The following is a 21,535-nucleotide window of genomic DNA, read 5'->3' as shown; positions in this document are numbered from 1 at the left end:
CCGCCGACTTCGCGCATGTACTTGGTCGAGAAGTTGCAATGCATGCCCGAGCCGTTCCAGTCGGTGTCGCCGAGCGGCTTGCAGTGATACTCGATGTCGATCCCGTACTTTTCGGTCAGGCGCTGCAGGAGGTAGCGTGCCATCCAGATCTGGTCGGCGGCCTTCTTGGAGCCCTTGCCGAAAATCTGGAATTCCCACTGGCCCTTGGCCACTTCGGCATTGATGCCTTCGTGGTTGATGCCGGCAGCGAGGCAAAGGTCGAGATGCTCTTCGACGATTTCGCGGGCAACGTCGCCGACGTTCGAATAGCCGACGCCGGTGTAATAAGGGCCCTGCGGAGCGGGGTAGCCCTGCTCAGGGAAGCCGAGCGGACGGCCGTTCTGGTAGAAGAAATATTCCTGCTCGAAGCCGAACCAAGCGTCTTCGTCGTCGAGGATGGTGGCGCGGGCATTCGATGCGTGCGGCGTGACGCCATCCGGCATCATGACTTCGCACATGACGAGAGCGCCGTTGGTGCGGGCCGGATCGGGATAAATGGCGACGGGCTTCAGCACGCAGTCAGAGCTGCGGCCCTCGGCCTGCATGGTCGACGAACCGTCGAAGCCCCACAGCGGAAGCTGTTCCAGCGTCGGGAATTCATCGAATTCCTTGATCTGCGTCTTGCCACGCAGGTTCTGTACTGGTGTGTACCCATCGAGCCAAATGTACTCGAGCTTAAATTTTGTCATCGTTTTCCTCGGGATTGAACACAAGCAAGGCGAGGCATGCAAGAACCAGGTTGCGGCTCGATTTTATTACGGGCAATTCCGCTTGCTATTGTAATATTGCCGAAGCGAATCCGTGTGGGCGCTCACGTCGGACGATAATCCAGCGCAGCCTGACGCAATGTGGGTCAAGTCTCCAACGTTCTCTTGACGGCTTCTTGACTTCTCCCACGTCCACGGGATGGAAGCGCCATGGACTTCAATGAGGATTTTGCACATGTCGTCGGCTGCTTTCCTGCTTAAGCCAATGCATGCCTCACGACCAAAAACTGCTGGCATGCGGGCATCGCGGTCCCACACGGTCCAGCGTTCGTGAAGATCTGATAGCTGGACAAATCTTGATGTGACAGGTTTGATGCCAGATGCCTCGGCGCTTTGATTGCGGTGTGGGTGTTTTTTCATTTTAGAGCTGAGAGATAGCCTATGGGAGACTGTGCACCGTTATCTTGCTCGCGGGATACAGGCAGCTTTCAGATCGCATGGCGGACGATGTTCCAAGTACGATTCCGTTTTGTTCCAATGTCTCAATGTCCAATTTCTCGGCAGGAGCTGACCCGCATAGCCATCTGTGATTTTGCGCTGCTGCGGTAAAATCAAGCAATTATGTTGTGGCCGGGACACCCGTGTGAGCCTAACTCATGCAGCCCGCGAAGACATCAGCATGATCACTTTTCCATTCCCGCCGAGACGTTTCTGGCTTGCCAATATCGGGGCATATCGAGAGCGTGGCCAACGACAGGTCGTTGATTGACCCCTGGGCCAACGCCTGGGTAACCGTCGAATATTCGGTCGATCAAAGGCAGGCGCCCTCCATTAAGGTTGATCTGGAGGGCAGCCAGCATGAGGCGCGGCAACAGCAATTGCTTGTCTCTCTGATTCCTCAGGGTCACAAACGACGTCAGATCCTTCCCCACTAGATCGATATTCGTCTCTGCTTGTGCTCTTACAGATGTTTCCCATCGAGCTTTGCGAGCGTTTGGACGATAGTCGTGTCCAATGAATAGCCTAGTGTCTTGCGGAAGCCTCAGGATCGTCTGGATCGTATGCCAAAGCACGGTGGGGTTGCCACCCGGAAGATCGCAGCGCGCCGTACCGTTATCCGGCATCATCAGCGTGTCATGGATGAATGCAGCATCGCCGATATGATAGCTGATCGAGCCCAAAGAATGGCCTGCCGCGGCAGTCGCCGTGAGCGCAAGTCTGCCGATGTTTATCGTATCGCCATGACCAAGCAATCGATCCCATTGAGAGCCATCTGTTCGAAGGGTGCCAATGTTGAAGATGTCGTTCCAGAGACGCTGCATTTTCAGCACGCCTTTGCCAATGCCTGTGGGAGCCTTGGTCACCTGGCTCAGATAGCCACTTGCGCTAACGTGGTCCGCATGAGGATGTGTGTCCAAGATCCATCGCGTTCGAAGCCGGTTGGCGCAGATATAGTCAAGAAGAACCTCTACACTGCCAGTGTGAAAGCGACCAGACGCAATATCGAAATCCAAGACCGGGTCGATAATCGCACATTCCTTGGTAGCAGGATCTGAAACCACGTACTGCACTGCTCCGGACAGCGAATGGTAGAATGCTCGCACGCAAGGAGCCTCGGACTGGTCCATTTTTTAAGTCCATCGTTACTTGATCGTCGTTTATCCTCCCCCCTTGTCTTCTCATCGATATGTTAGAATCACGCCATTTCGTATCAGATGTAACTCATGCCGAGGTAAGCGCCGCCCGTCGTGACTGGGTGGAAATTGCAAGTTCCGGTGCAGGATTAAGCGCCTGTTGCCCGAGGCGGGATGATCCGATTACGAGCGGTCTAAACGTTCCTGAAAAAGAGTTTCAGGCCGCCCGCCAGCTTACGATGTGTGGTTATCGACCCGGCGAGACGAACGTATCGCTGAGCCTGTACCAAAGAAGGCATGGCCCTAGGACCCAAAATTATCGGTTGGTTTTGATCGCGCAGGTACCCCTGGCGTGCTGATCCTATTGCAACTGAAAGCATTCAGTCAATTTTGTGACCGGCTTGAAACATCCTTAGGAGACGGTAGGGGACAACGGAGTTCCCATATGCCCGAATATCAGCGTCGAACAACAACGAATAAGAGACCGCCGCAGCTAAAACTCGTGTGGCCTTCAGATGACCAACCTCCAAGCCCGCCGCCAGCCGAAAATAGCTATGCGCGGGGCTTTGCACTTTTCGGTCTCGCCTGGCATGTCACGCCTGAAAGTTTAACGGAGCAGCAGCGCATCTTGAACGAAAGCTGCGATGAACCAAACCGCCATGGCACGATGACGTCCGTTCTGAACTGGATCCGAAGATGGCGACGCTAGCACGCGCGAGGGCGTCATCAAAGGAGCATCAAAGGTCCGCCTGACAAAGGGTATTGACGCTCCCGGGTTATCTGCGTGCGTTCGACACCATGCAGACCCTTTTCCGGCAGCAGCGGGCAGCCTGCAGCGCGCATCCCCGTTCATTGCCGCAAACCCGCGATGCTGTGCGATCGCTTTAGAGCAGCCGCAGCCTGCTGCGAGCCTTGCTGCAAATGAAACTACTTGGCGCTGCTTTCACATCATTCAGAAACGACCCGCGAACAAGCTGAATATTGGTAGCAGGCGCTTCGAGCCTGCCTTTCTAACGTTTTCGCGGAGTAGGCATGAAAGTCGCAACCCATATCGCAGCCAGCTTAGCTGTCGCCTTCGGATTAGCTTCTCACTCGATGGGAAGTGAGAGAGTTGTCCACGTATACAACTGGTCAGATTATATCGATCCGGAGATCCTGGAGGAATTCACCAAGGAAACCGGGATCACCGTGGTCTATGACGTTTTCGATGATAACGGTATTTTGGAAGCAAAGCTTCTTGCAGGTGGTTCAGGCTACGACGTGGTTGTCCCCGGTGGACCGTTCCTTGCCCGACAGATTGCGGCCGGTGCTCTTCAAAAGCTGGACAAGAGCAAGCTTCCTAATCTTGCCAACCTCTGGCCAGAGATTGCCGAGCGTCTCGCAAAACATGACCCCGGCAACCAGTATGCGGTCAACTATATGTGGGGCACCACCAGCATCGGATACAATGCCGACAAGCTTAAGGCTGTGTTTGGCGACACGCCCATCGACAGCTGGGACATCATATTCAAGCCGGAATACCTTTCAAAACTAAAGGACTGCGGCGTCAACATATTGGATGCCCCCGATGAGACCATCGCGCTTGCGCTAAACTACCTTGAAAAAGATCCTGACAGCAAACTGGTTGCCGACCTGAAGGCTGCGGCGGATTTGTACCGCAAGAGCCGCCCTTACGTTCGCACCTTTAACTCCTCGGCCTATATCAACGACCTAGCCAACGGGGACATATGCCTTGCGGTCGGCTGGTCCGGCGATATCCTTCAGGCCAAGGCTCGCGCGGCTGAAGCGAAGAACGGGGTAAAAATCGAACTCGTTGTGCCGAAGGAAGGGGCATATGTGTGGTTTGACAATCTCGCCATTCCGGGGGATGCGAAGAATGTCGATGAAGCCCATGCCTTCATCAATTATCTCATGCGGCCGGATGTGATTGCCAAGGCGTCAAACTTTGTTCAATACGCAAATGGGAATCTAGCCTCTCAAAAGTTGATCGACGAAATCATTACCGGCAATCCGGCTGTATATCCGCCTGAAAAAACGATGGCGAAGCTATTTTCCATCTCGCCTTACAATGCACATCAGCAAAGGCTTCTCAACCGGCTCTGGGTCAACATAAAAACCAATTATTGACGTTAAATGGTCCGTTGCCGGTCTCACGCTTCTCACGATCGCAACCTTTTTTATTCCGACAAGCTGTTGGTTCGGCGAACCAACAGGAGCGATCTGCCGGACTGACTTAGGACCGCCGATTACTTGGTGCCACTTGGTCGCACCCTACCCTTTGGCAAACCTGCTCGTTGAAGACTGTGAACTCGTTTCCCCCACCACGTCCGCGCCAAAATAGGTGCGCAAAGAAGGACCATCCCATATGCGGGCGGTCCTCCTGATGCTCCTGACCCGAGTCGCGTGCTGCCATCACCTCTGCGAACGGCGCGCTTGTCTTTTAACACACTGCAGCTTCTTCAAGTTCTGACGAGGCCTTGCCGAGCCAGCATTCCATGGCTGCGGTAAAAAGAGAAGCGATAGGTCTCGAGCGCGACCTGTCCACCGTTGCCGAAAGTGCGCATCACCCGGTTCGAAGGATGCTATCTCCCGTTTGTCCGACGTGCCGTCAGAATTGCAACTTATGAATAATTGGAAACGGCAACGCTTCTTCTATAACTAAAAGCAAACTGTAGTAGAAGACGACAACGACGCAGAATAGGAAGGCGGCTGCGACGCATTCGAGCAGCAGTCCCTGGCTATCCTCTTTTTGCTGCGCATCTATTGAACTGCCGTTCTGCTGACCTCGCTGGAATTGTCTCAGCGGGACGCAATTCGTTGCTGAATCAGCGGAGCTCTCGTCGTGGTTGCCTGCAGCGGCTGGAAGTCGCAGTTCGTGGAACAATGCTTCTTCGAGTTCGTCGGATGAAATCTGCAGCCTGTCTTTGGCGAGGAATCCGGAAAAAGGCCTTGTCATGCTGTCTCTCTCCTCGAAATTTGCAAGCTTGCTCATTTTTGAGTGCTCACTGGAAAATCAGTCGAGGTCGAACGTTGCTTGACGATTGCTGGATCTGAGCGGGGCCGTTTGATTTGTAACGGCGCTGAATCTTTGCCCATGATGCAAGAGAACCGCATGCATCCGCATCGGTTCGGCACGCCGCCATCCGAGTAGCGACCTAAGGCCAGGGCCGTTAACATTCAGGTCTGAATCTTTGCCGAGCGAGGTGCCGCTGCCTCGTCGCATCGCCGTCCGTAGCAAACCGGCGCGACTTCGGTGAAGTGCATCGCGTGAAAGCGCTATCGCTCGGCGGCAATCGAGCTGGAACAACCAGCCGCGGCACATTGTTACAGATCAAGCTGTTTCGGCATGTTCTCGAAACCAACGGATCACGCGCTCGCTCAACACTCGACCGTCTTCATCAAGCTAGGTGAGGATGGAAAGCGAATTGCGGCCGAAATGCCAATCAATCCGATGGCATGCGAGGCTGAGTTTCAACGGTTGCACAAGTGCGAGCCGGTTTCCCTCGATTCTGATAAGAAGATTGGATCATTGCAATGCGTTACAAAACTGTAAGTCTGACGTTGGCCGTCATCTTGGCCGCTTCTTCCCTGGCAATCGCTGCAGACCCTTTTGAAGGGGCTCCGGTGCCCGAGGCGCCTGACACCTTTTCCTGGAGCGGTTTTTATGTCGGCGTCAATGCAGGTTACGGCTTTGGCGGTGATGGAGACATTTCCTCTGAAGGACAACTCGGGCCGAATATTGCAAACATCGCCACCGGTGCGCGCCCGGGGTCGGTGGATCTGGACCGTAACGGCATCCTTGGCGGAGGTCAGATCGGCTACAATTGGCAAGCCGGCTCGTTCGTCTACGGCCTGGAAGCAGATATTTCTTTCACCGACCTCGATGACGATCGAAACATTGTGACGCCGCAGATCAATACAGGACTTGCTCAAGGTAACGTCTTCCGCTCCGAGCTCGACTATCTCGGTACCGTGCGGGGACGCCTGGGCTATGCGCTCGATCGCACCTTGTTCTACGGCACTGCGGGCCTCGCCTACGGCAGGAGCACGATGAGTGTGGACATGTTCGCCCCCAACGGCGTTCGACAGTTCACTGGTGAGAAGACCGGAACGAATGTCGGCTACGCCGTCGGCGCAGGTGTTGAATATGCGGTAACAAGCAAGATCTCGTTGAAGTCTGAATATCTCTACTATGATCTTGGCGAGGAAAAATTGAACGTTCAGGCCATTCCGGGCACGGGCGTTGCCGGCGGATACGATTCCAAATTCAACAACGACGGCCATCTGTTCCGTGTTGGCCTCAATTACAAGTTCTAGAATCGAGTCGCGGCGCCTCTGGGCGCCGCGTTCCGCCACCCGCGTTATTCACACACGTCCCGCCAGATCAGACGCTTGGCGAAATGGCAAAGCTTTCGACGAGATCGATAGGGCCACCGTTTGCAGAACCCGCTCAAGGTCCTTTGGCCGAGAATGACGACCTGGCGCAAGCAGACGGGAAGAGCGTCGACCCTGACGGCACCTCGCCAACAGAATCCACCGTCACCGCAAGAACTTGAGTGAGATCAAAATCGGTGATGGCTTCCCGGCGCAAGGCATTTCCTGTGTGCCTGCCGCGCTATAGACCGGCCACGTATATTGCAACGCGGTTCAGTCGTCGTAAGCATCAAATGGAAGGCCCCAACATGCACTTTGACAAAATGCCCGCGAGTGGAAAACCCAAGCGCAGCTGCTGGCTTAAAGCAGGCCTTGACTTGAAGATGGTCGCCACTGCGCTCGGGCTTCTGGTACTAGCAGCGCTGACTGCCGTGGTCGCCGACAGGACAATTGCGACGATGGTTCCCACTCTTCTGGGTTGGATGAGGAGCGCCGCCGGCTGGATTTCCACCTTGACTGATCCGTTGGTCGTCCTTCCCCTCATGATAGGCACTTTCATTGCCGGATGGATTTTTCGCATGCTTGGTCTTGTCGGCCCATTGGAACTGACAACGAGCCTTCTTACGCGCAGCATCTTGGCCGTTGCGGCGGCCACGCTCCTCAAAGGCATTATTGGCCGTGCCAGGCCGAGCGAAATCTCACGGGATCCCTTTCACTTTCAACCCTTCGCGGCGCAGGACATGTTTGCCTCCGCTCCTTCCGCGCAAGCCACCTTGGCTGCAGCCATAGGCTGCTCATTGGCCATGAGCTTTCCCAAGGCGAGAATTCCTATCCTCGCGGCCGTGATAGCGGTCTGCCTCTCGCGAGTGCTTGTTGGGGAGCATTGGACGAGCGACGTAATATTCGGTTGTGCGCTGGGCTGGGGCATTGCTGGGGTGCGAAAAAGCCGCCATGCTTCCGTCCTCGGCAAGCCCGTTGGCTGACGGAGGAAGACGCGCGCTTCAGCGTCAGCCTGCTCTCGCTCGTCCAGAGCGGAGGTCTCATCGATCGGTCGAGGTGAAATTCGATTCCCTAAGTCAGCGGACTATTGCGTCGCTATGGAGAAACGGGGCTCACGCCGATTTCCTTCTGAAGGCGTCAGACGAAATTCGCGGCCGGATCTCGGCGCTTTGCCGCTCCGGCCGCGTTTTCTAGCGCGATTAATAATTGCAGTTATGAGGTCCGTTGGTCGGCCTGAAACCAAGGTTGCAAGCGCCCCTCAACGGCTTTGGTTGATAAGAATAACCACCCCGCCCGAAGGCTTTTGCCGGATACCAGTAGCCGTCAGGGCCCTTCCGATAGCCGAAGCGTTTGGCACGATAACCGCGATAGCCGTTCCAGTAGCCTCGCTCCGTGTCCCGATAACTTACTTCGACAGCGCTCGTCGCTCTGTCATAGACAGGCGCGGCAACGGCCTCGCTAACGGTCAGATCTGCAATTACGCATGATGCAGCGATGGAAAGGATTGCGAACAATCTCTTTGACATGAATTTATCCTCTCAGATGTATCAACTCTATGCTCCGGCCGGATGCGAGATCAGTTTCACGGGCGTCGGCTATCTCAGAATGTGCAATCGAATCAAAATGACGTCATTTGAAATACGGATTGCCCAAGCAGACCGGATTTGACAGAGGCGGGTATTGATGGTTTAGGCGACGCGACGTTCTTGACCGATGTGGTCGCCCCGATGCGCCGCGCATGAAGCAGATGGAACGGCCTGGCCGCCAGCGCACTGGATCGCATGCGCAGGTAAGCGCCCCTGGGAAACGAGACGGCAAGAGAAAGCTGCGACATCGACATCAGAAACGCCTTTGAAGGCCGCGCCAGGAAGCACCGTACGCTCCATTCCAGCAAGACGCTGGAACACCATCGTTGCTCGATGCCCGCCGAAGGCAGATCGAAACGGCAAAACGCCAGCAGCATGCTTGGGCTGCTGGCGTAGTCGATCGAGATCCGGTCTCCAGTCCAATCTTGCCCTCTCCGGAATGGCGAGGTCCCGGGAGATAAGCAAGATCGATGAGATGCATGGGCGAGAATCTATCGGCGCCCATACATGGCTTTTACCGGGGTGAACGCTTGATCTGGAAGGCGTAGAACTGGTTTCTCTGCGAGCCCGAGAAATTGTTATCCGCAGCGAGGATCAAGACATCGGTGCCGTCCTTTGCCTTGCCGATGGCCATGGATTCGATGTTATCCGGGGTCAGGCCGATGGCGCGCAGATCGAGAATTTGGCTTTTGCGAATTGGCACGATACGCTCGTCGCTCTTTGCAAGCGATGCAATGCCGGAAACGTCGGTTGCATCCGCCAGATCCATCATGAAGAGTTTGACGTTGTTGCCAAAGCCCTGCGCGAAACTGCGCTCAACGGCAATCAGACGATGGTCATCGAGGGCAATCATCTCCGACAAGCCATTGTCGTTGCCGCCGCCAGCCTTCGTGGCGACCTGCGGGATCTGCGAAACCGGATAAACGTACTCGGCTTTCGGCTCCCCGGTCGTGCCGTCGTAGTGGATGATGCGCGACAAGCTGCCAATCGTAAGCGAAGGGTTTGGCCCGTCCTGATAGAGTGCGGCTTCAAGTCCGGCAAATACGTCACCCGAAGGTGTGACGGCCAGAGCCTCAAAGGCGAGGTTGTCGCGAATACCGGCCGACTTGTCGGACGTCGGTGCGAACCCGTCGGGCAGTTTTAGCTCTCGCACGAAAGCGCCATCATGAGAGGTCACGCGAACGAATGGGGGCGCGAGCGTCTTCGCGTCGCCCTCATTGCCCCAATAGATGCCGTCCCTGCCGATCCGAATGGATTCCGGGTCGACATTGCGGGGCGCGAAGGCATGACCGTCCTTATCCTCTAGCACAACGCGATTTCCAACCGTTACGCCGGTTAAGCCGGCAGCGCTCACATCGATATCAAGATCAAAAAAGCGAGCGGGACCTTTCTCCGAGCGATCGTCACTAACTGCGATATAGCGACCGGTAGCGGCAACGAAATCAAGTCCTGAGAGGCCGCCAAGGGGAGTGCCATTTTCCATGTAGTCGCCCGGCAGTGTAAATTCGCCCAAATAGGAAAGGGAAATTCCTGCCGCGCAGTCGCCAAACGGGCACCGTGTCTCCACGGTCGCGCCGATTTCGGTGGCATGGATCGACGCAGCACTGGATAGAATGACAAAAGAGGCAGTCATAAGGAAACGCCCGAGCATGATGATTCTCCGATATTTGTTAATTTCTGAAAGCGACCACAGCTTTTATCGACCGAAGTCTCGGTGGACCTGCAGTGACAAAGGTGATGGTTTTTGCGTTCGGCAATCTTGCAAGGGCGACGTGACGGACGCCTTAGTGGAAATCAAAGTTGTGACCTTAGCCTCCCGTCAGCATCATCACCGGCGTCCGGTCCCCGCTGCGATTGTTGCTCTCGCTCACACCCTTCACAGCGCTACGCGAGCCTAGGATAACCTGCATCGCTTACCGCCGCGCCGACCGCAGCTGCACGATGGCGTTGGCGTGTTGCTTCCTCGTTTCAGAAGCGAGCGTTTCGGTTTCAACTGTTGCGAATGGCGGGGACCTGTGATCGGTCGCGCCGTTTCGGGTCAAGACGGCTCTTGGAAGGAATGCCTGCTACTCCGCCGGCAGCTCGCCAGGGCGATCTTGCCCTGCCAATCGCAGGAGAAGCCAGTTTTGATAGGTGATGATTTCTTTGCACCCCGAATGTCACTTGGCCCAAATCAGCCCACGAGCCAATCATGGATAAGACCATACACAATACTCGCCATAGCCACTGCCAGGCCTGTGGCCAGGGCCATCAAGAATTCGCTCACGCGGAGCGCCGTAAGATCGGCTTGATCGCTCCGGCTTCTGGGAGCCAACTGCTGCGGCTCGCCGGTGAGCGCGTCACCGGGAAGCAATTCTCCATTGACAACGACCAGTCTGAGATACCGGCTTCTGTGTGCATGCCGCGATGTCGACGTTCGGTTGGTCTTCACGCGTGACAGGCCTCCGACGATAAGACGACGTTCCTTGCGGGTTCGCGTATGGCATGGAGACGCCATCGGTCAGGCAGCAATACCGTTCGGAGAACTGAGCGCGATTCCATGGACATCATGCCAGCCGTCGTAATTGCAGGAATCGTTGAAAACGAACGCCACCATGGGCAAGCGAGAAGATCTATTGCCCTCAGGATCGTCAATCAGCACTTGCGACAATGTCGTGTTCCAAATGTTTGTGCCCCAAACGCGGTTTGAAACCTTAAAGCTTCGGGCTTCGCGCAAGCGTTACAATCGGGCGGTCAATGATTAGCGTTGTAATCCGGGAGGCGAATTTCAATTTAATCCCTCTTCCATGACGTTCGTGCATTCACCCTGGCCGCCTACGTCGGTAGCGAAAGCGGATCGGCCGCCGACCGCCTGCAGCTGAACCCGACGGCTTAAAGGGCAGGCCAATCGAGGCGCGACGACTGAACTGATGCGGCGAGCCGTTACGGCAACGAATGCTAGCGGCCACTGCATATATTCTTTGGTCTTCGATAACTCAAAGCGGGCGCGCTCTTGCTGGGTCGTGAGCCTCGCTCAAGATCGCAATGAGCCGTCCTTAAGGAGCCCATTGCAAACGAGGCCTTCCTTTGAATGCAAATGAAATCGGGCGGGACAACGTGGACACATTTTTGAAACCGAAACGGTAAAAGCTGTCGGCTTGCAGCAGGGTTTCGAACAATGAGCAGAAGAATTATGATCGTCGGCAATGGCGAGGTCGGAGAAGGAGGAGCGGAAATCATCGACGCTGCCGACTTCGTCATCCGCTTTAACGATTGCCGTTCCTTTGGTCTCGGCGGCACGCGCACCGATGCGGTGGCGGTCTGCAATACCGGCCGGCCGGCCAAGGCCATGCTCGGTTCCGGGAACTGGCGCGCCCATCCAGGAATCGTCGACGCCTCTGAAATCTGGAGCGTGCGAGACCCCGAAAAATTCGCGACCATGCGCGCGCCGCTTGCCGCCTCCCATCGGGAGCTCGATGATTTCTGCGACGACTATACACGCCTGTTTGGCGACTTCTGCGCTGGCGCCGGCAAGCTCCATCGAACTGTTGGTCAACGGATTCATGATGCCATCGACCGGGCACTTGCGATGTTGGAACCAGCGCCCTACGTCGTGCCGAGCAGTGGCATTATCGTGATCGGCGAAGTGCTCGACAGCTATCCAAACGACGACGTCGTCATAGCAGGTTTTGGCCATATCGGTTGGGAGGGCCATCCGTTCGCTGCCGAAAAGCAGTTGGTGGATGCATTCGTCAAGGCTGGTCGCCTGCGGCGCTTGTCTCAGCATGGCGTGCCCTCCACGGTGTGTGAACGACCACCGTTGATCCGCTGATCGATCGAACCATGTCACGAGAAACCAGGACTTCAAAGTCGATCAGGCTGGTCACCCGCGACGGTAAACTGTTAGCCCCGGCACCGGAAGTGGTTACGACAGATGGTGCCGACTGCGCCATCCCCCAGGACGCGCACGACGGCGTCTTTAGGTGGATTTTAAAGCCCCTTTTTCTGATTGAATTGGCCTGTTGCCTGGTGTTTGCTGCGGCGATCGTCGTGGTCGGGTGCGGCTATGTCATTGCGACGCGCGCCCTGTGGCCGTTACTTCTGCAAAATTATGATCTGGTTTGGTGAGCGCCGAAGCCCAATGCGATCAGCTCGCAAACGGCTTGCTGTCCACCAATCCGCCGGCCTACCCGCCCAGCGCGGTCCAACTGCTTTCAATGACGCTCCCATTTGTTGGGCGAGCTGTTTGATCAATGTCCGCTCGCGGTCTTATCAGGGAGCTTCTTGCGAATACCAACGTCGGGCTTTAACGCTGATCGGAGATGCGCCATTGCCGCCTGTGGCGCCCAGTTTGTCACGACCGCTAGTAATGGCCGCAGTTCGAGTGGCGCGACATGCCGGCGGAGATGCGCAACGGCTCCACTCGATGTGTTCGTAACGCCTAGCCTTGTGGTACCGAGCCAGGGGCTTCTGACTAATCATGAGCCAGCGATCGACCGGTGACATTTGTAACCGCTTCCGGACAAATTGAAATCGTCGCATATGGCACAGACGGCAACATGGTGCTTTCGCTGCTAAGGACCAGCCATTGACCAAAACTACCATGATGCCATCCGTCACCCCTCCGACCTTGCGTTTTGCCGATTTAAATATCCAACCTCACGACACATTCGCAACATATCGTCCATCCTTGCCTTTCGTGCGACGGGAAGATGGCGCTTACCTTGTTTTGCGCGCGTCCGATGTTCAAGCGCTGGCAAAAGATCCAAGGACAAAACAAGTGGAGACTCAGCTGCTGGCGGCGCGCGGAATCTCCGGGGGGCCAATTATGGATCTTTTTTCAAACAGCATGCTGTTTTCTAATGACGAGACCCATCGACGCAGACGGCAGCCGCTGGCGAAGTGCTTTTCGTTTCGTATGATGGAAGGCATTCGGCGAGACGTACGCCTGCTCACAGAAGATTTGGCGAGCCGCAGGTTGGATGGCGATAAGCTTAGGCTGCGCGATGATTATGCGTCTGCAATACCGTCGATCACGCTCGCCGGAATACTTGGCATAGATTCTTCCGATGTTCCCTTGTTCACGTCGATCGCTTACCGTGTATCAAAGATATTGACGACCTCTTGGACGGACGATGACGTACCGAGTATTGAGGTGGCCGCACGCGAGCTCGAGGCCTATTGCTCAGATCTGATTGCTGACCGGCGCAGATCGCCGAGAGGCGATTTCATATCCGAATATGTCGCGAGCGTCGATCAGGACGCTAATCTGTCTGCGATGGAGGCCATCATGCAGCTTGTGTCCATTGTTATTGGCGGTACGGATACGACACGCGCTGCTATCGTGATCCAGACCGGGCTGCTTCTCGAAAAAGCAGATCTGTGGGAAGCGCTTCGCAAGGATGAGAATCTGATCGTTCCCGCCGTTGCCGAAGCATTGCGAGTCGAGCCTGCCGTAGCCTCGATTCCGAGGCTTGTTGTTCGCGACATCGAATTGGATCAGCATTTCATAGCAAGCGGCAGTGTATTGCTACTGTCGACCATGTCAGCGCTGCGCGATCCCGAAGCTTTCCCCGATCCGGAGCGGTTCGATCTGTGTCGGGAACGCCCTCGGTGGCATCCTGTCTATGGCGATGGCCCGCACCGGTGTTTGGGACAGGCTTTAGCGCAACTGGAGCTCGAAGAGGCGCTTCGTGCGCTCGTCGGATCCCGACATCGTCTCTTGCCCGCAGGTCAACAACTTAAGGTTCATGGACACGCGGGCATCAGGCAGGTCGACGAATTGGAGGCTCGCTGGACTTGACAGAGCCTCGAGCAGTCGCGAGGCGCAGGCGACACAGTTCGTCATGGTAGCCGTGGTTGACAGCAAAACCGCAATGTTTAATGGCGCGAGCGAGCTTGCCAGTTGTTTCAGCGTGGAGGTGTCTCGCACCGTGCTACGGTGGGTTCGGTCTTGCGTTTCGTTGAGACCGTCCGCCAGGCGCCTTTCATCAGCGCCTTCAATCGTGAAGCCATGCCTTTACGGCCGTAGCGGTGGGTCAAAACGCTGCAATGACCTCCGTGCGTGACGCTCGACGCGTTCAGCTCGATCCTGGTGCATTGCCGTTGCGGTTCAGTCTTTCGATTGAGAGATTATTCGGTAAGGCGAGGATGGAAATGCTCGAAGCGAATCGCAGCGTCGGGGCTTCAATACCTTAGCCAGGCCAAGCGCACCTGATTACTTTAGCGGGTCGAGATAGTTGCCGTGGGGTCCATTGGCAGGCGGCGCAGGGCAAGAGCACGGTCGTGAAATCGGTCAAACGTGGCTTCTCAAAGTTTCTGCATAAATGATTTCAATTTCCAACCCACCGTATGAGCGAATATGAGATGCCGAGAATTTGGCCTAGTGCGATGACCGCAAATCCGTCAGTCGATAATTCATTGAAAATTCTCTTTGCTTTTTTCGGTGCATTACTTTTCGCATTGCTGGCATCAGGCCATGTGCCCATGAAGGATTGCAAATACGGGGGTGTCCTTGTGAGCGTCTCACCCTTTTCACCTGTCGTATACGCTACTCTATCAGTTCTCCTCTGCGCCTATGCGTCAATCTTGACGTTCTGGGGCAGAGGCCAGGCCCGGTCCATCAATCGATTGCTGGAAAGTCAGTCGCTGCTGAACAGGTTTGAACGGGCATTTGATGATAATCTCACAAGAGGCGAGTTCGGTGTCGTGGCAACGAGAGTTCTGACGGAATTCGCGCAATATTTCGGAGCGGATGAGCTCAGGCTCGAAATCGTCGAGCCGCGCACCGGCGTCACGGTCGAAGAATTTCTTAGTGCGCGATCCCCACCCCCAACTGAGCCCGAAGTCAGAGCTGATTTCTTGAAACGTGTGGGAACAAAGCAGCCGGACGGAGAGCAAGCCGCATTCCATTTCGTCGACCTCGGGAGGATGCAATCCAGGGCCATCAGGGGCAGGGCGACTACGCAGGTTGCAGCAGCAGTTACGACACCGCTGGGGCGTATCGGTATTTTGCAGATGGCCTATCGCAAGCCCCGACAGGCGTTCAGTGAAGATGAGATCCTGCTGCTGTGCGCATCCCTGTCAGGCCTTATTCAAACTGCGGTCGATCACTGCAAGCGAAAAAACCGTGAAGATCTCGAAAGGCGCCTCAATCACGCAGAGCGCGTCCAGGCTGTCGGTACTTTGGCGGGCGGCATCGCGCATGAATTCAACAATATCCTGGGTGCGCTGCTTGGATACGGTGAGATGGCGCTGCAACGCGCCGGCGAAGGCCAGAATGTGGAACACTACCTCCAGGAAATGATGTTAACTGCGAGACGAGCGGAGTTCATAGTGAACCAGATCCTGACCTTGAGCCGCAGTCGCGAGCAGGAAAGGAGACCAATCAACCTGGTAGAGGCAATTCGCGACGCGCTCCCGCTCATCTCGGCCTCCCTACCAAACCTGGAGGTAAACGCGCCCCTAGCGTCCAACGACGACTGCATAATGCTTGGTCATCCCATCGAACTCCAGCAAGTGGCGATGAATCTCTGTAAAAATGCGTGGGAGGCCTCAAGCGGCCACATCAGAGTGGACATCAATGTCGATGTCGTCCCTGTCGAAAGTGTAAGATCTCTTTTTCTAGGGCTCCTCCAGCCTGGCAAATATGTTCGTGTCTGTATCGCGGATAATGGAAGCGGTATTTCTCCGGAAACGCTGCCTCATATCTTTGAACCATTTTTCACCACCAAGGCCGCCATTGGCGGCACCGGGCTCGGCTTGGCGGCTGTCCACGGTCTGGTCACTGCGATGGACGGACGGATCAACGTCACGAGCAGTCCTGGAATGGGTACGTCATTTGAAGTCTATTTTCCCCATTCGTCACTTCCGCCAACGCCCACCAGTCGATTTTTCGTTGCTCCGCACGTGATGCTAGGGGATGGCCAGCTTATTGCTCTCGTGGAGCCTCATTGCCGTGATCTGGCGATGCATGAAGAGAAGATTGCGGCGCTTGGCTACGAGCCCGTCGGGTTCTCGGATATCAGCATGATGGAAGAATGGTTATCCACTCAGATCCCCGACATGATCATGATTGACGTGCGGTCAATTCCACCAAGCCACTCGGCGCGCGATATCGAGAACATGGCCCGCGGCTCGCCTGTCGTCTTGATACTACACGGCGGAAACGCAGAGATTTTGAATGCCGCCTCTGCTTCGCGCTTCACTTTACTCCGAGAGCCATGGAGCTCCAGAGCGCTGGCCGACGCAATCAGAGAGGGACTTGTGGAGAGCGTCCCACAAGTCCGGTCTTCGACCCGGCAAAGATCGGGATCCCAGCGAACCCAATGAAGTCTCCCGAGCGTTGAATGCGCACGGGAGGCCCCCAACTGTCAAATGCCTAGTCTGGAAGTCACTCGCCTTTCGCCGCGTCGCTATTTCCTCGACAATGAATAGTCGCCCGTCGCCTTGCTGGCACAAAAGAAAGCTTGCAACGTGAAGGCTGAGGCCGCCCCTGTCCTGGCTCCGACCCAGTCGGCATAGCAATGCTGGAACAGACATCGCAAAGTCACTCCAAGCGATTGATATCGACGCAGCGGCCTTTGCTCACGAACCGTTCAATGTCGCTTCGCCATATCCCTATATCAAGAAGCATGAAGTCCTCCAATTCCTTGAGTTCAGCGATCGCCTTCTGAATCTTTAGCCGGCGGCGGAACGCAGCAACAAGTCGCTTCAATTGCGGCATGGGTGTTGGCTGAATAATTCGCACTGTTATCCCCGATGTTGGTTCAATAATGATTCACACGCGCAACAGCGTGCTCGTGATGAGTTTCGCTATCGACCATCTGCGCCATCGGATTATTGTGTGGAGCCGAAAACCCGTTGCATTTGTAGCAAGCGAGTGAAATCTGGGCGCGTCGAGCCCGTTGCGGAGAACGATGTTGTAGGTCATCGGTCATGGTTAAAAGTAGAGGTGGAGCAGCCTTGACGGCGGACCGAATCGGGGTGAAGGTCCGCTCGACGCAACGTGCGGTCCGAGAGGATTCGGCGCCGGCTACGGATGCTTGTAGACAGGCACCTGAGCAACCTGCATGACGGAAAATAGTGCAAAGTAAAGCACCGCCACGATGCAGAGCAGGAGTGCCGCGACGATGCCTTTTCGCCACAACGCGTCCTCGTCGTCGTGATGTTCATCGCGTTGCGGGGCAATTGCCTGTGAACTCGCTTCTGACTTCCTTGTCAATCCATGTGCAGGTTCACCGTCGCGTCCGGTTGCCGGAACCGCGTCGCAGCGCTCGATGGCGCCTTTCTCATTACGCTCACCCGCCGATCGACTTCGTGACGCCGCCCTTTCATTGGTCGGGCCTTGTGCGTTTCCTCGCAAAGGTGTCTCCTGTTTCTTGACAAGCGATTGTCGGAGGGAGACGTTTCGGCAGCATTTCGATTGCCGTTCACCTCCTTAAAGACGAAACACATCGCGGTTCGAAGAATGCATAACTCTGCTAGGGTCTGACGAGAAGCATTGGCGTAGTCTCGTTGGGACGTGCTATAGGCGACCGAGATTGCAGATTGTCCGCCAGAGTTCTTGTGCACATCCTCCTGGGACGTCGGCTCGAGCTGTCCCGACTTGCGGCAAGGAAACGGTATCGTTCATGAACGCTACGTTGTCATTGTTAAGAATGATCGCTACGGGATATGCCCCGGTGCATAGGCCACCGCAAGGTCGACACTGCCGATGGTGATCGCGTCCATCGACGGCCAGCCGGCAGAGCGTAGCGCTCCCGCCCCGGCTGCTGAACGATCGCCACCCGTCCGCCGACTGCCGCTGGCGAGCCAGTGCGGTCTGAAGATAAGCCGCCGTCGACATATGATCATATGGTAAATGCCATCAACGTTTGGTCGCTCTCGAATCCTGCCGTTGCACATAAGTCGCGTCACGACCACTTTAGCACCAGGCATCATCAGCCGCGCTTTTCAGATTCCACCGTCCAAAAGCGGAGATCTCAACGCCCCATAGGAGCGCTTGTAGAGTGTATCGCCGAGATGTTTCAGCGTAAAATTTCTGACGATGGGCGACAGGCCGCGCAACATGTCGCGAGCGCGTGCTTGCTGGCGCACCCAGGTCACGCGTTGTTGCCGGTGTTGAAGGTATCGTCGCCTCATCACGTCCGTCGATGAGGCGTCAGAAACAACTTCGGCCAGGACCAGGGCGTCTTCAAGGGCCATGCCAGCTCCTTGCGCCATGCTGGGTGAACAGGCATGTGCGGCATCGCCTATGAAGACTAGACCGTCCTCGAATGTGCTAAAATCGGGGACCTCTTCAAGCCCGCTGAAATGTATCTCGGCGGACGTGTCAAGTTGCGCGATCAACTGCCCCAGCGGAGCCCTAAAGTCTCCGAACATCTCCTTGAAGTCCTGCAAAGTGTTGCGGTTGACCTCGGACGTGCGGCAGTCTGCATACAAATATACTTGGGAGGCGGTAACTGGAATTGCGAGGAGGGTTCGCCCGCGTCCGAGCATAGCCGTCCAAGCTGATATGTTCGGTGTATTGTCGGTCACGGTTCTCCAGCATGATATGCCCAACGCTCGGGGCCTGCAGCCGCTGGTGGCTCTACGAAGCCATGAATTCACACCGTCCGCCGCGACAACCAAGTCACATTCAACTGAGCTGCCGTCGGACAATTGCGCACTCATGCCAGCGGATGTCCGGTGAGCGGCGAGGATTGCCTTCCCGTAGTTCACTCTGGTGCGTTTCAGCGAGGAAAGCAGCGCCTGGATCAGGCGAGAACGCGGCATGGCGAGACAGGGGCCGCAGTTTGACCAGAAATCTTCTGCCGAGAGAGCGTGGATCAGCTTTCCGTCGGAAGAGAAGATGCACTGTTCCTTGATACGCCGACCATTAACCTTCAGCGGCTCCAGAACCCCTAACTGATCCAAAGCCCGGGTTGCATTTCCCAACAAAAAGATACCTGCTCCACCGAGCCTCGGTCCAAGGCACTGCTCGTAGACTTCACATTGATGGCCTTTGATCTCAAGTGCCTGAGCTGCGGCCAAGCCGGCGATGCCGGCGCCGGCGATGATTACCTTCATCGAAAACGACCTTTCTAGTTTGCGATGCACGGGGTCGGCATGGAATTCGACGTTGCCGTCCTCTGGTCCCGTCCCATGATATGCGTCTTCTGGAGCGACTAGAGCGGCGGGCTTCTGGAGCAATCAGTCGCCAAACTTTCAAATGAGTGAGATTCCGGCATGTCCTCGGTTCGGTTAGGCATTCGTCCCATGCGCAGCTTTCAGGAGATCGGCGGCACGCTCGCCGATCACGACGCACGGTGCCATCGTGTTTCCGACAGGAATCTTCGGCATGATTGATGAGTCGGCTATGCGCAGGTTGTCAATTCCGTAGACCCGCAGGCGAGAATCGACGACAGACATGGAATCCAGGCCCATCCTTGCGGTGCACGACTGATGCCAGTAGGTCACAGCGGAATTGCGGATGTAACTTTCCATGCTAGCGCGATCCCGCGCCATTGGGATGACCTCCCGCTTCACCAATGCGCGAAAACTTTGGCTATTGCCGAGTTCTCGGCAGAGCTCGACCGTACGAAAAGCCGTTTCGAGATCGCCGGGATCGCTCAGCGAATTGGGTGCGATCACGACAGGGTCGCGGTGGCCCGGTCCCGACAGCTGTACCTTGCCACGACTTTTGGGTTGAGCGAGGCCGGCAAACATTGACCACCCGTGCTCAGGAGCTTCGAGCCCGACTTCGGGCGGCGGCGGAACGGCGAATTCAAGCTGGCATTGGATGATATCGGGGGCGGACAAGCGAGAATCACTTCTGGCGTAGAGCACTGCCTCGCATCCACCACCGCCAACCTGTTGCGGCTTCGTGTACTCCCAGGTGCAGCCAAATGCGATGTGATCCTGATGGTTTTCGCCGACGCCAGGCAGGTCTTGGAGGACCGGGATGCCATGTCGACGGAGTTCGGCCTCAGGTCCAATCCCCGACTGCATCAGCACTTTCGGCGTGTTAACCGCACCCAGTGAAAGAACGATTTCTCGACCCGCCTTGAAGCGAACCAACTCGTCATCCACGATGGCCTCTACGGTAACCGCCTTCGACCCAGCAAGAATAACGCGGGTGACAAGCGCACCCGTCAATACCGTCAGATTGGGCTGATGCATATGGGGGTATGTGTAGGAGCGAAAAACCGATTGTCTCTTATTACCGTGAATCCGCAGCTCCGCGATTGCGGCCCCCTCGCCTGCTTCCATCATCTCGCCGTTGGCGCTTTCGAAGGTCGGAATTCCCATCATACGGGCAGCTTCCAGCGTCGCATGCGCGAGCGGCTGGGGTGCCTCTGGCTGTGCGACGAAAACCGGTCCGCCCGCTCCGCGGCGGGCGGGATCGGCACTGCCGTGCCAATCCTCGATCCTTCGGTAGTATCCGAGAACGGATTCGTAACCCCAGGCGGCATCACCGGACTCCTGGGCAAAATAATCCCAGTCACTCTTGTGTCCGCGCGCCCAGACCATCACGTTGATGCTGGATCCGCCGCCAAGGACCTTGCCCATGTTGAGGGGAAGTCGGCGACCGTTGAGATGAGAAGAAGGCTCGCCCATAAACGCCCAGTCGCGCGAAGAGCCCAAGTTCAGCGGCCACTGCCCCGGGTCCAAAATAGACGACTCCGCGTCGTCTCCGCCGGCCTCAAGGAGAAGAACCTGTACATTCTTGTCCTCGGCCAATCGACCGGCCACGACGGAGCCACTCGAGCCGGCACCGCATACGATGAAATCGAAATTCGTGCGCAGTTGTTGTCGCAACCTCTTCTGGTTTTCCAGCACGCTCTGCCTGATTTGATCTTCGTAGGAATGTGTCATGCATCACCTTATGGTTTGATGTTTTTCGTTCTCGGCAACACGGAATCTTTCGTCCGTTGTAGTACGGGCGTGTTCGTTGGCTGTTACAGCCTGGGTGTTCTTGATTTCGTTTGAAGTCCACGGATCTGAACTTCGTCGCGGATGCGACGTGAAGGCAGTCGGGCACCGACCACGCGGTTGTCAGTCCCTATTCACTGGGTTCATCTTGACGTCTTGAGCGGCGTCACGGATGGCGTTGGCGACCGCCTTTGCCTGTGTGTTGAAAGGGCATGGATTGCGGGCACTCCCGTGGCTTTCGCCTCGTCGGCTGCGAAGCGGAATTGGCCTGTGACGTGGCGGCAATCGCGCTACCGCGGTG

Annotated in this window: 17 protein-coding genes; 7 read left to right on the top strand and 10 right to left on the bottom strand. The window is 56.2% G+C overall.

Annotation, left to right across the window (positions count from 1 at the left end):
* A partial coding sequence (locus GR198_RS19635) for a glutamine synthetase beta-grasp domain-containing protein (RefSeq protein ID WP_164069431.1) occupies positions 1-728 on the bottom strand: 728 nt, incomplete at its 3' end.
* Between the two features lie 701 nt (positions 729-1,429).
* Entirely contained in the window at positions 1,430-2,374 is a 945-nt protein-coding gene (locus tag GR198_RS19630; RefSeq protein WP_164023866.1) for an MBL fold metallo-hydrolase, read from the bottom strand.
* A 1,101-nt stretch (positions 2,375-3,475) separates the two neighbouring features.
* On the opposite strand from GR198_RS19630, the gene GR198_RS19625 reads away from it, so the two are divergent.
* Entirely contained in the window at positions 3,476-4,507 is a 1,032-nt protein-coding gene (locus GR198_RS19625; RefSeq protein WP_409514058.1) for a polyamine ABC transporter substrate-binding protein, read from the top strand.
* Between the two features lie 481 nt (positions 4,508-4,988).
* Here GR198_RS19625 and GR198_RS19620 read toward each other — a convergent pair whose 3' ends face one another.
* Positions 4,989-5,372, bottom strand: a complete 384-nt coding sequence (locus GR198_RS19620) for a hypothetical protein (RefSeq protein WP_164023868.1) — start codon at positions 5,370-5,372, stop codon at positions 4,989-4,991.
* A gap of 542 nt (positions 5,373-5,914) precedes the next feature.
* Between GR198_RS19620 and GR198_RS19615 the strand changes: the two genes are divergently transcribed.
* Both GR198_RS19615 and GR198_RS19610 read left to right on the top strand, forming a co-directional pair.
* On the top strand, positions 5,915-6,697 hold the full coding sequence (locus tag GR198_RS19615; protein ID WP_131661339.1) for an outer membrane protein: 783 nt from the start codon (positions 5,915-5,917) through the stop codon (positions 6,695-6,697).
* Between the two features lie 365 nt (positions 6,698-7,062).
* The gene (locus GR198_RS19610) at positions 7,063-7,737 is read left to right on the top strand and encodes a phosphatase PAP2 family protein (RefSeq protein ID WP_164023869.1); all 675 of its coding nucleotides are present in this window, start codon (positions 7,063-7,065) and stop codon (positions 7,735-7,737) included.
* Positions 7,738-7,953: 216 nt separating this feature from the next.
* Here GR198_RS19610 and GR198_RS19605 read toward each other — a convergent pair whose 3' ends face one another.
* The 3 genes from GR198_RS19605 to GR198_RS19595 all read right to left on the bottom strand — a co-directional run bounded on the left by GR198_RS19605 (position 7,954) and on the right by GR198_RS19595 (position 9,991).
* Positions 7,954-8,280 carry a hypothetical protein gene (locus tag GR198_RS19605; protein ID WP_130788611.1) on the bottom strand — a complete coding sequence of 109 codons (327 nt, stop codon included), beginning with the start codon at positions 8,278-8,280 and terminating at the stop codon, positions 7,954-7,956.
* Positions 8,281-8,372: 92 nt separating this feature from the next.
* Positions 8,373-8,717, bottom strand: a complete 345-nt coding sequence (locus tag GR198_RS19600; protein WP_164023870.1) for a hypothetical protein — start codon at positions 8,715-8,717, stop codon at positions 8,373-8,375.
* A gap of 137 nt (positions 8,718-8,854) precedes the next feature.
* The gene (locus tag GR198_RS19595; protein ID WP_130788609.1) at positions 8,855-9,991 is read right to left on the bottom strand and encodes an esterase-like activity of phytase family protein; all 1,137 of its coding nucleotides are present in this window, start codon (positions 9,989-9,991) and stop codon (positions 8,855-8,857) included.
* A gap of 1,521 nt (positions 9,992-11,512) precedes the next feature.
* On the opposite strand from GR198_RS19595, the gene GR198_RS19590 reads away from it, so the two are divergent.
* From GR198_RS19590 to GR198_RS19575, 4 genes are all read left to right on the top strand, one after another.
* The gene (locus GR198_RS19590) at positions 11,513-12,151 is read left to right on the top strand and encodes a Urease operon accessory protein (RefSeq protein ID WP_204337167.1); all 639 of its coding nucleotides are present in this window, start codon (positions 11,513-11,515) and stop codon (positions 12,149-12,151) included.
* An 11-nt stretch (positions 12,152-12,162) separates the two neighbouring features.
* Positions 12,163-12,447, top strand: coding sequence for a hypothetical protein (locus GR198_RS19585; protein ID WP_164023872.1), 285 nt, complete (start codon positions 12,163-12,165; stop codon positions 12,445-12,447).
* Positions 12,448-12,907: 460 nt separating this feature from the next.
* Positions 12,908-14,122, top strand: coding sequence for a cytochrome P450 (locus GR198_RS19580; RefSeq protein ID WP_164069429.1), 1,215 nt, complete (start codon positions 12,908-12,910; stop codon positions 14,120-14,122).
* 617 nt (positions 14,123-14,739) lie between these two features.
* Positions 14,740-16,650 (top strand): ATP-binding protein, encoded by a 1,911-nt coding sequence (locus tag GR198_RS19575; protein ID WP_164069428.1) that lies wholly within the window; start codon positions 14,740-14,742, stop codon positions 16,648-16,650.
* 217 nt (positions 16,651-16,867) lie between these two features.
* Here the strand turns inward: GR198_RS19575 and GR198_RS19570 are convergent, their stop codons facing one another.
* From GR198_RS19570 to GR198_RS19555, 4 genes are all read right to left on the bottom strand, one after another.
* Entirely contained in the window at positions 16,868-17,068 is a 201-nt protein-coding gene (locus GR198_RS19570; RefSeq protein WP_164069427.1) for a DUF1127 domain-containing protein, read from the bottom strand.
* Between the two features lie 285 nt (positions 17,069-17,353).
* Positions 17,354-17,683 (bottom strand): hypothetical protein, encoded by a 330-nt coding sequence (locus tag GR198_RS19565; protein ID WP_164023875.1) that lies wholly within the window; start codon positions 17,681-17,683, stop codon positions 17,354-17,356.
* 590 nt (positions 17,684-18,273) lie between these two features.
* The gene (locus tag GR198_RS19560; RefSeq protein ID WP_164023876.1) at positions 18,274-19,389 is read right to left on the bottom strand and encodes an FAD-dependent monooxygenase; all 1,116 of its coding nucleotides are present in this window, start codon (positions 19,387-19,389) and stop codon (positions 18,274-18,276) included.
* Positions 19,390-19,563: 174 nt separating this feature from the next.
* Positions 19,564-21,177 carry a GMC family oxidoreductase gene (locus tag GR198_RS19555; protein WP_164069426.1) on the bottom strand — a complete coding sequence of 538 codons (1,614 nt, stop codon included), beginning with the start codon at positions 21,175-21,177 and terminating at the stop codon, positions 19,564-19,566.
* Positions 21,178-21,535 lie beyond the last annotated feature (358 nt).

Source organism: Rhizobium leguminosarum (assembly GCF_010668065.1).
Taxonomy (GTDB): domain Bacteria; phylum Pseudomonadota; class Alphaproteobacteria; order Rhizobiales; family Rhizobiaceae; genus Rhizobium; species Rhizobium leguminosarum_S.
The sequence above is the reverse complement of the archived record's forward strand: the minus strand, read 5'-3'. Positions and strand labels throughout refer to the sequence as shown.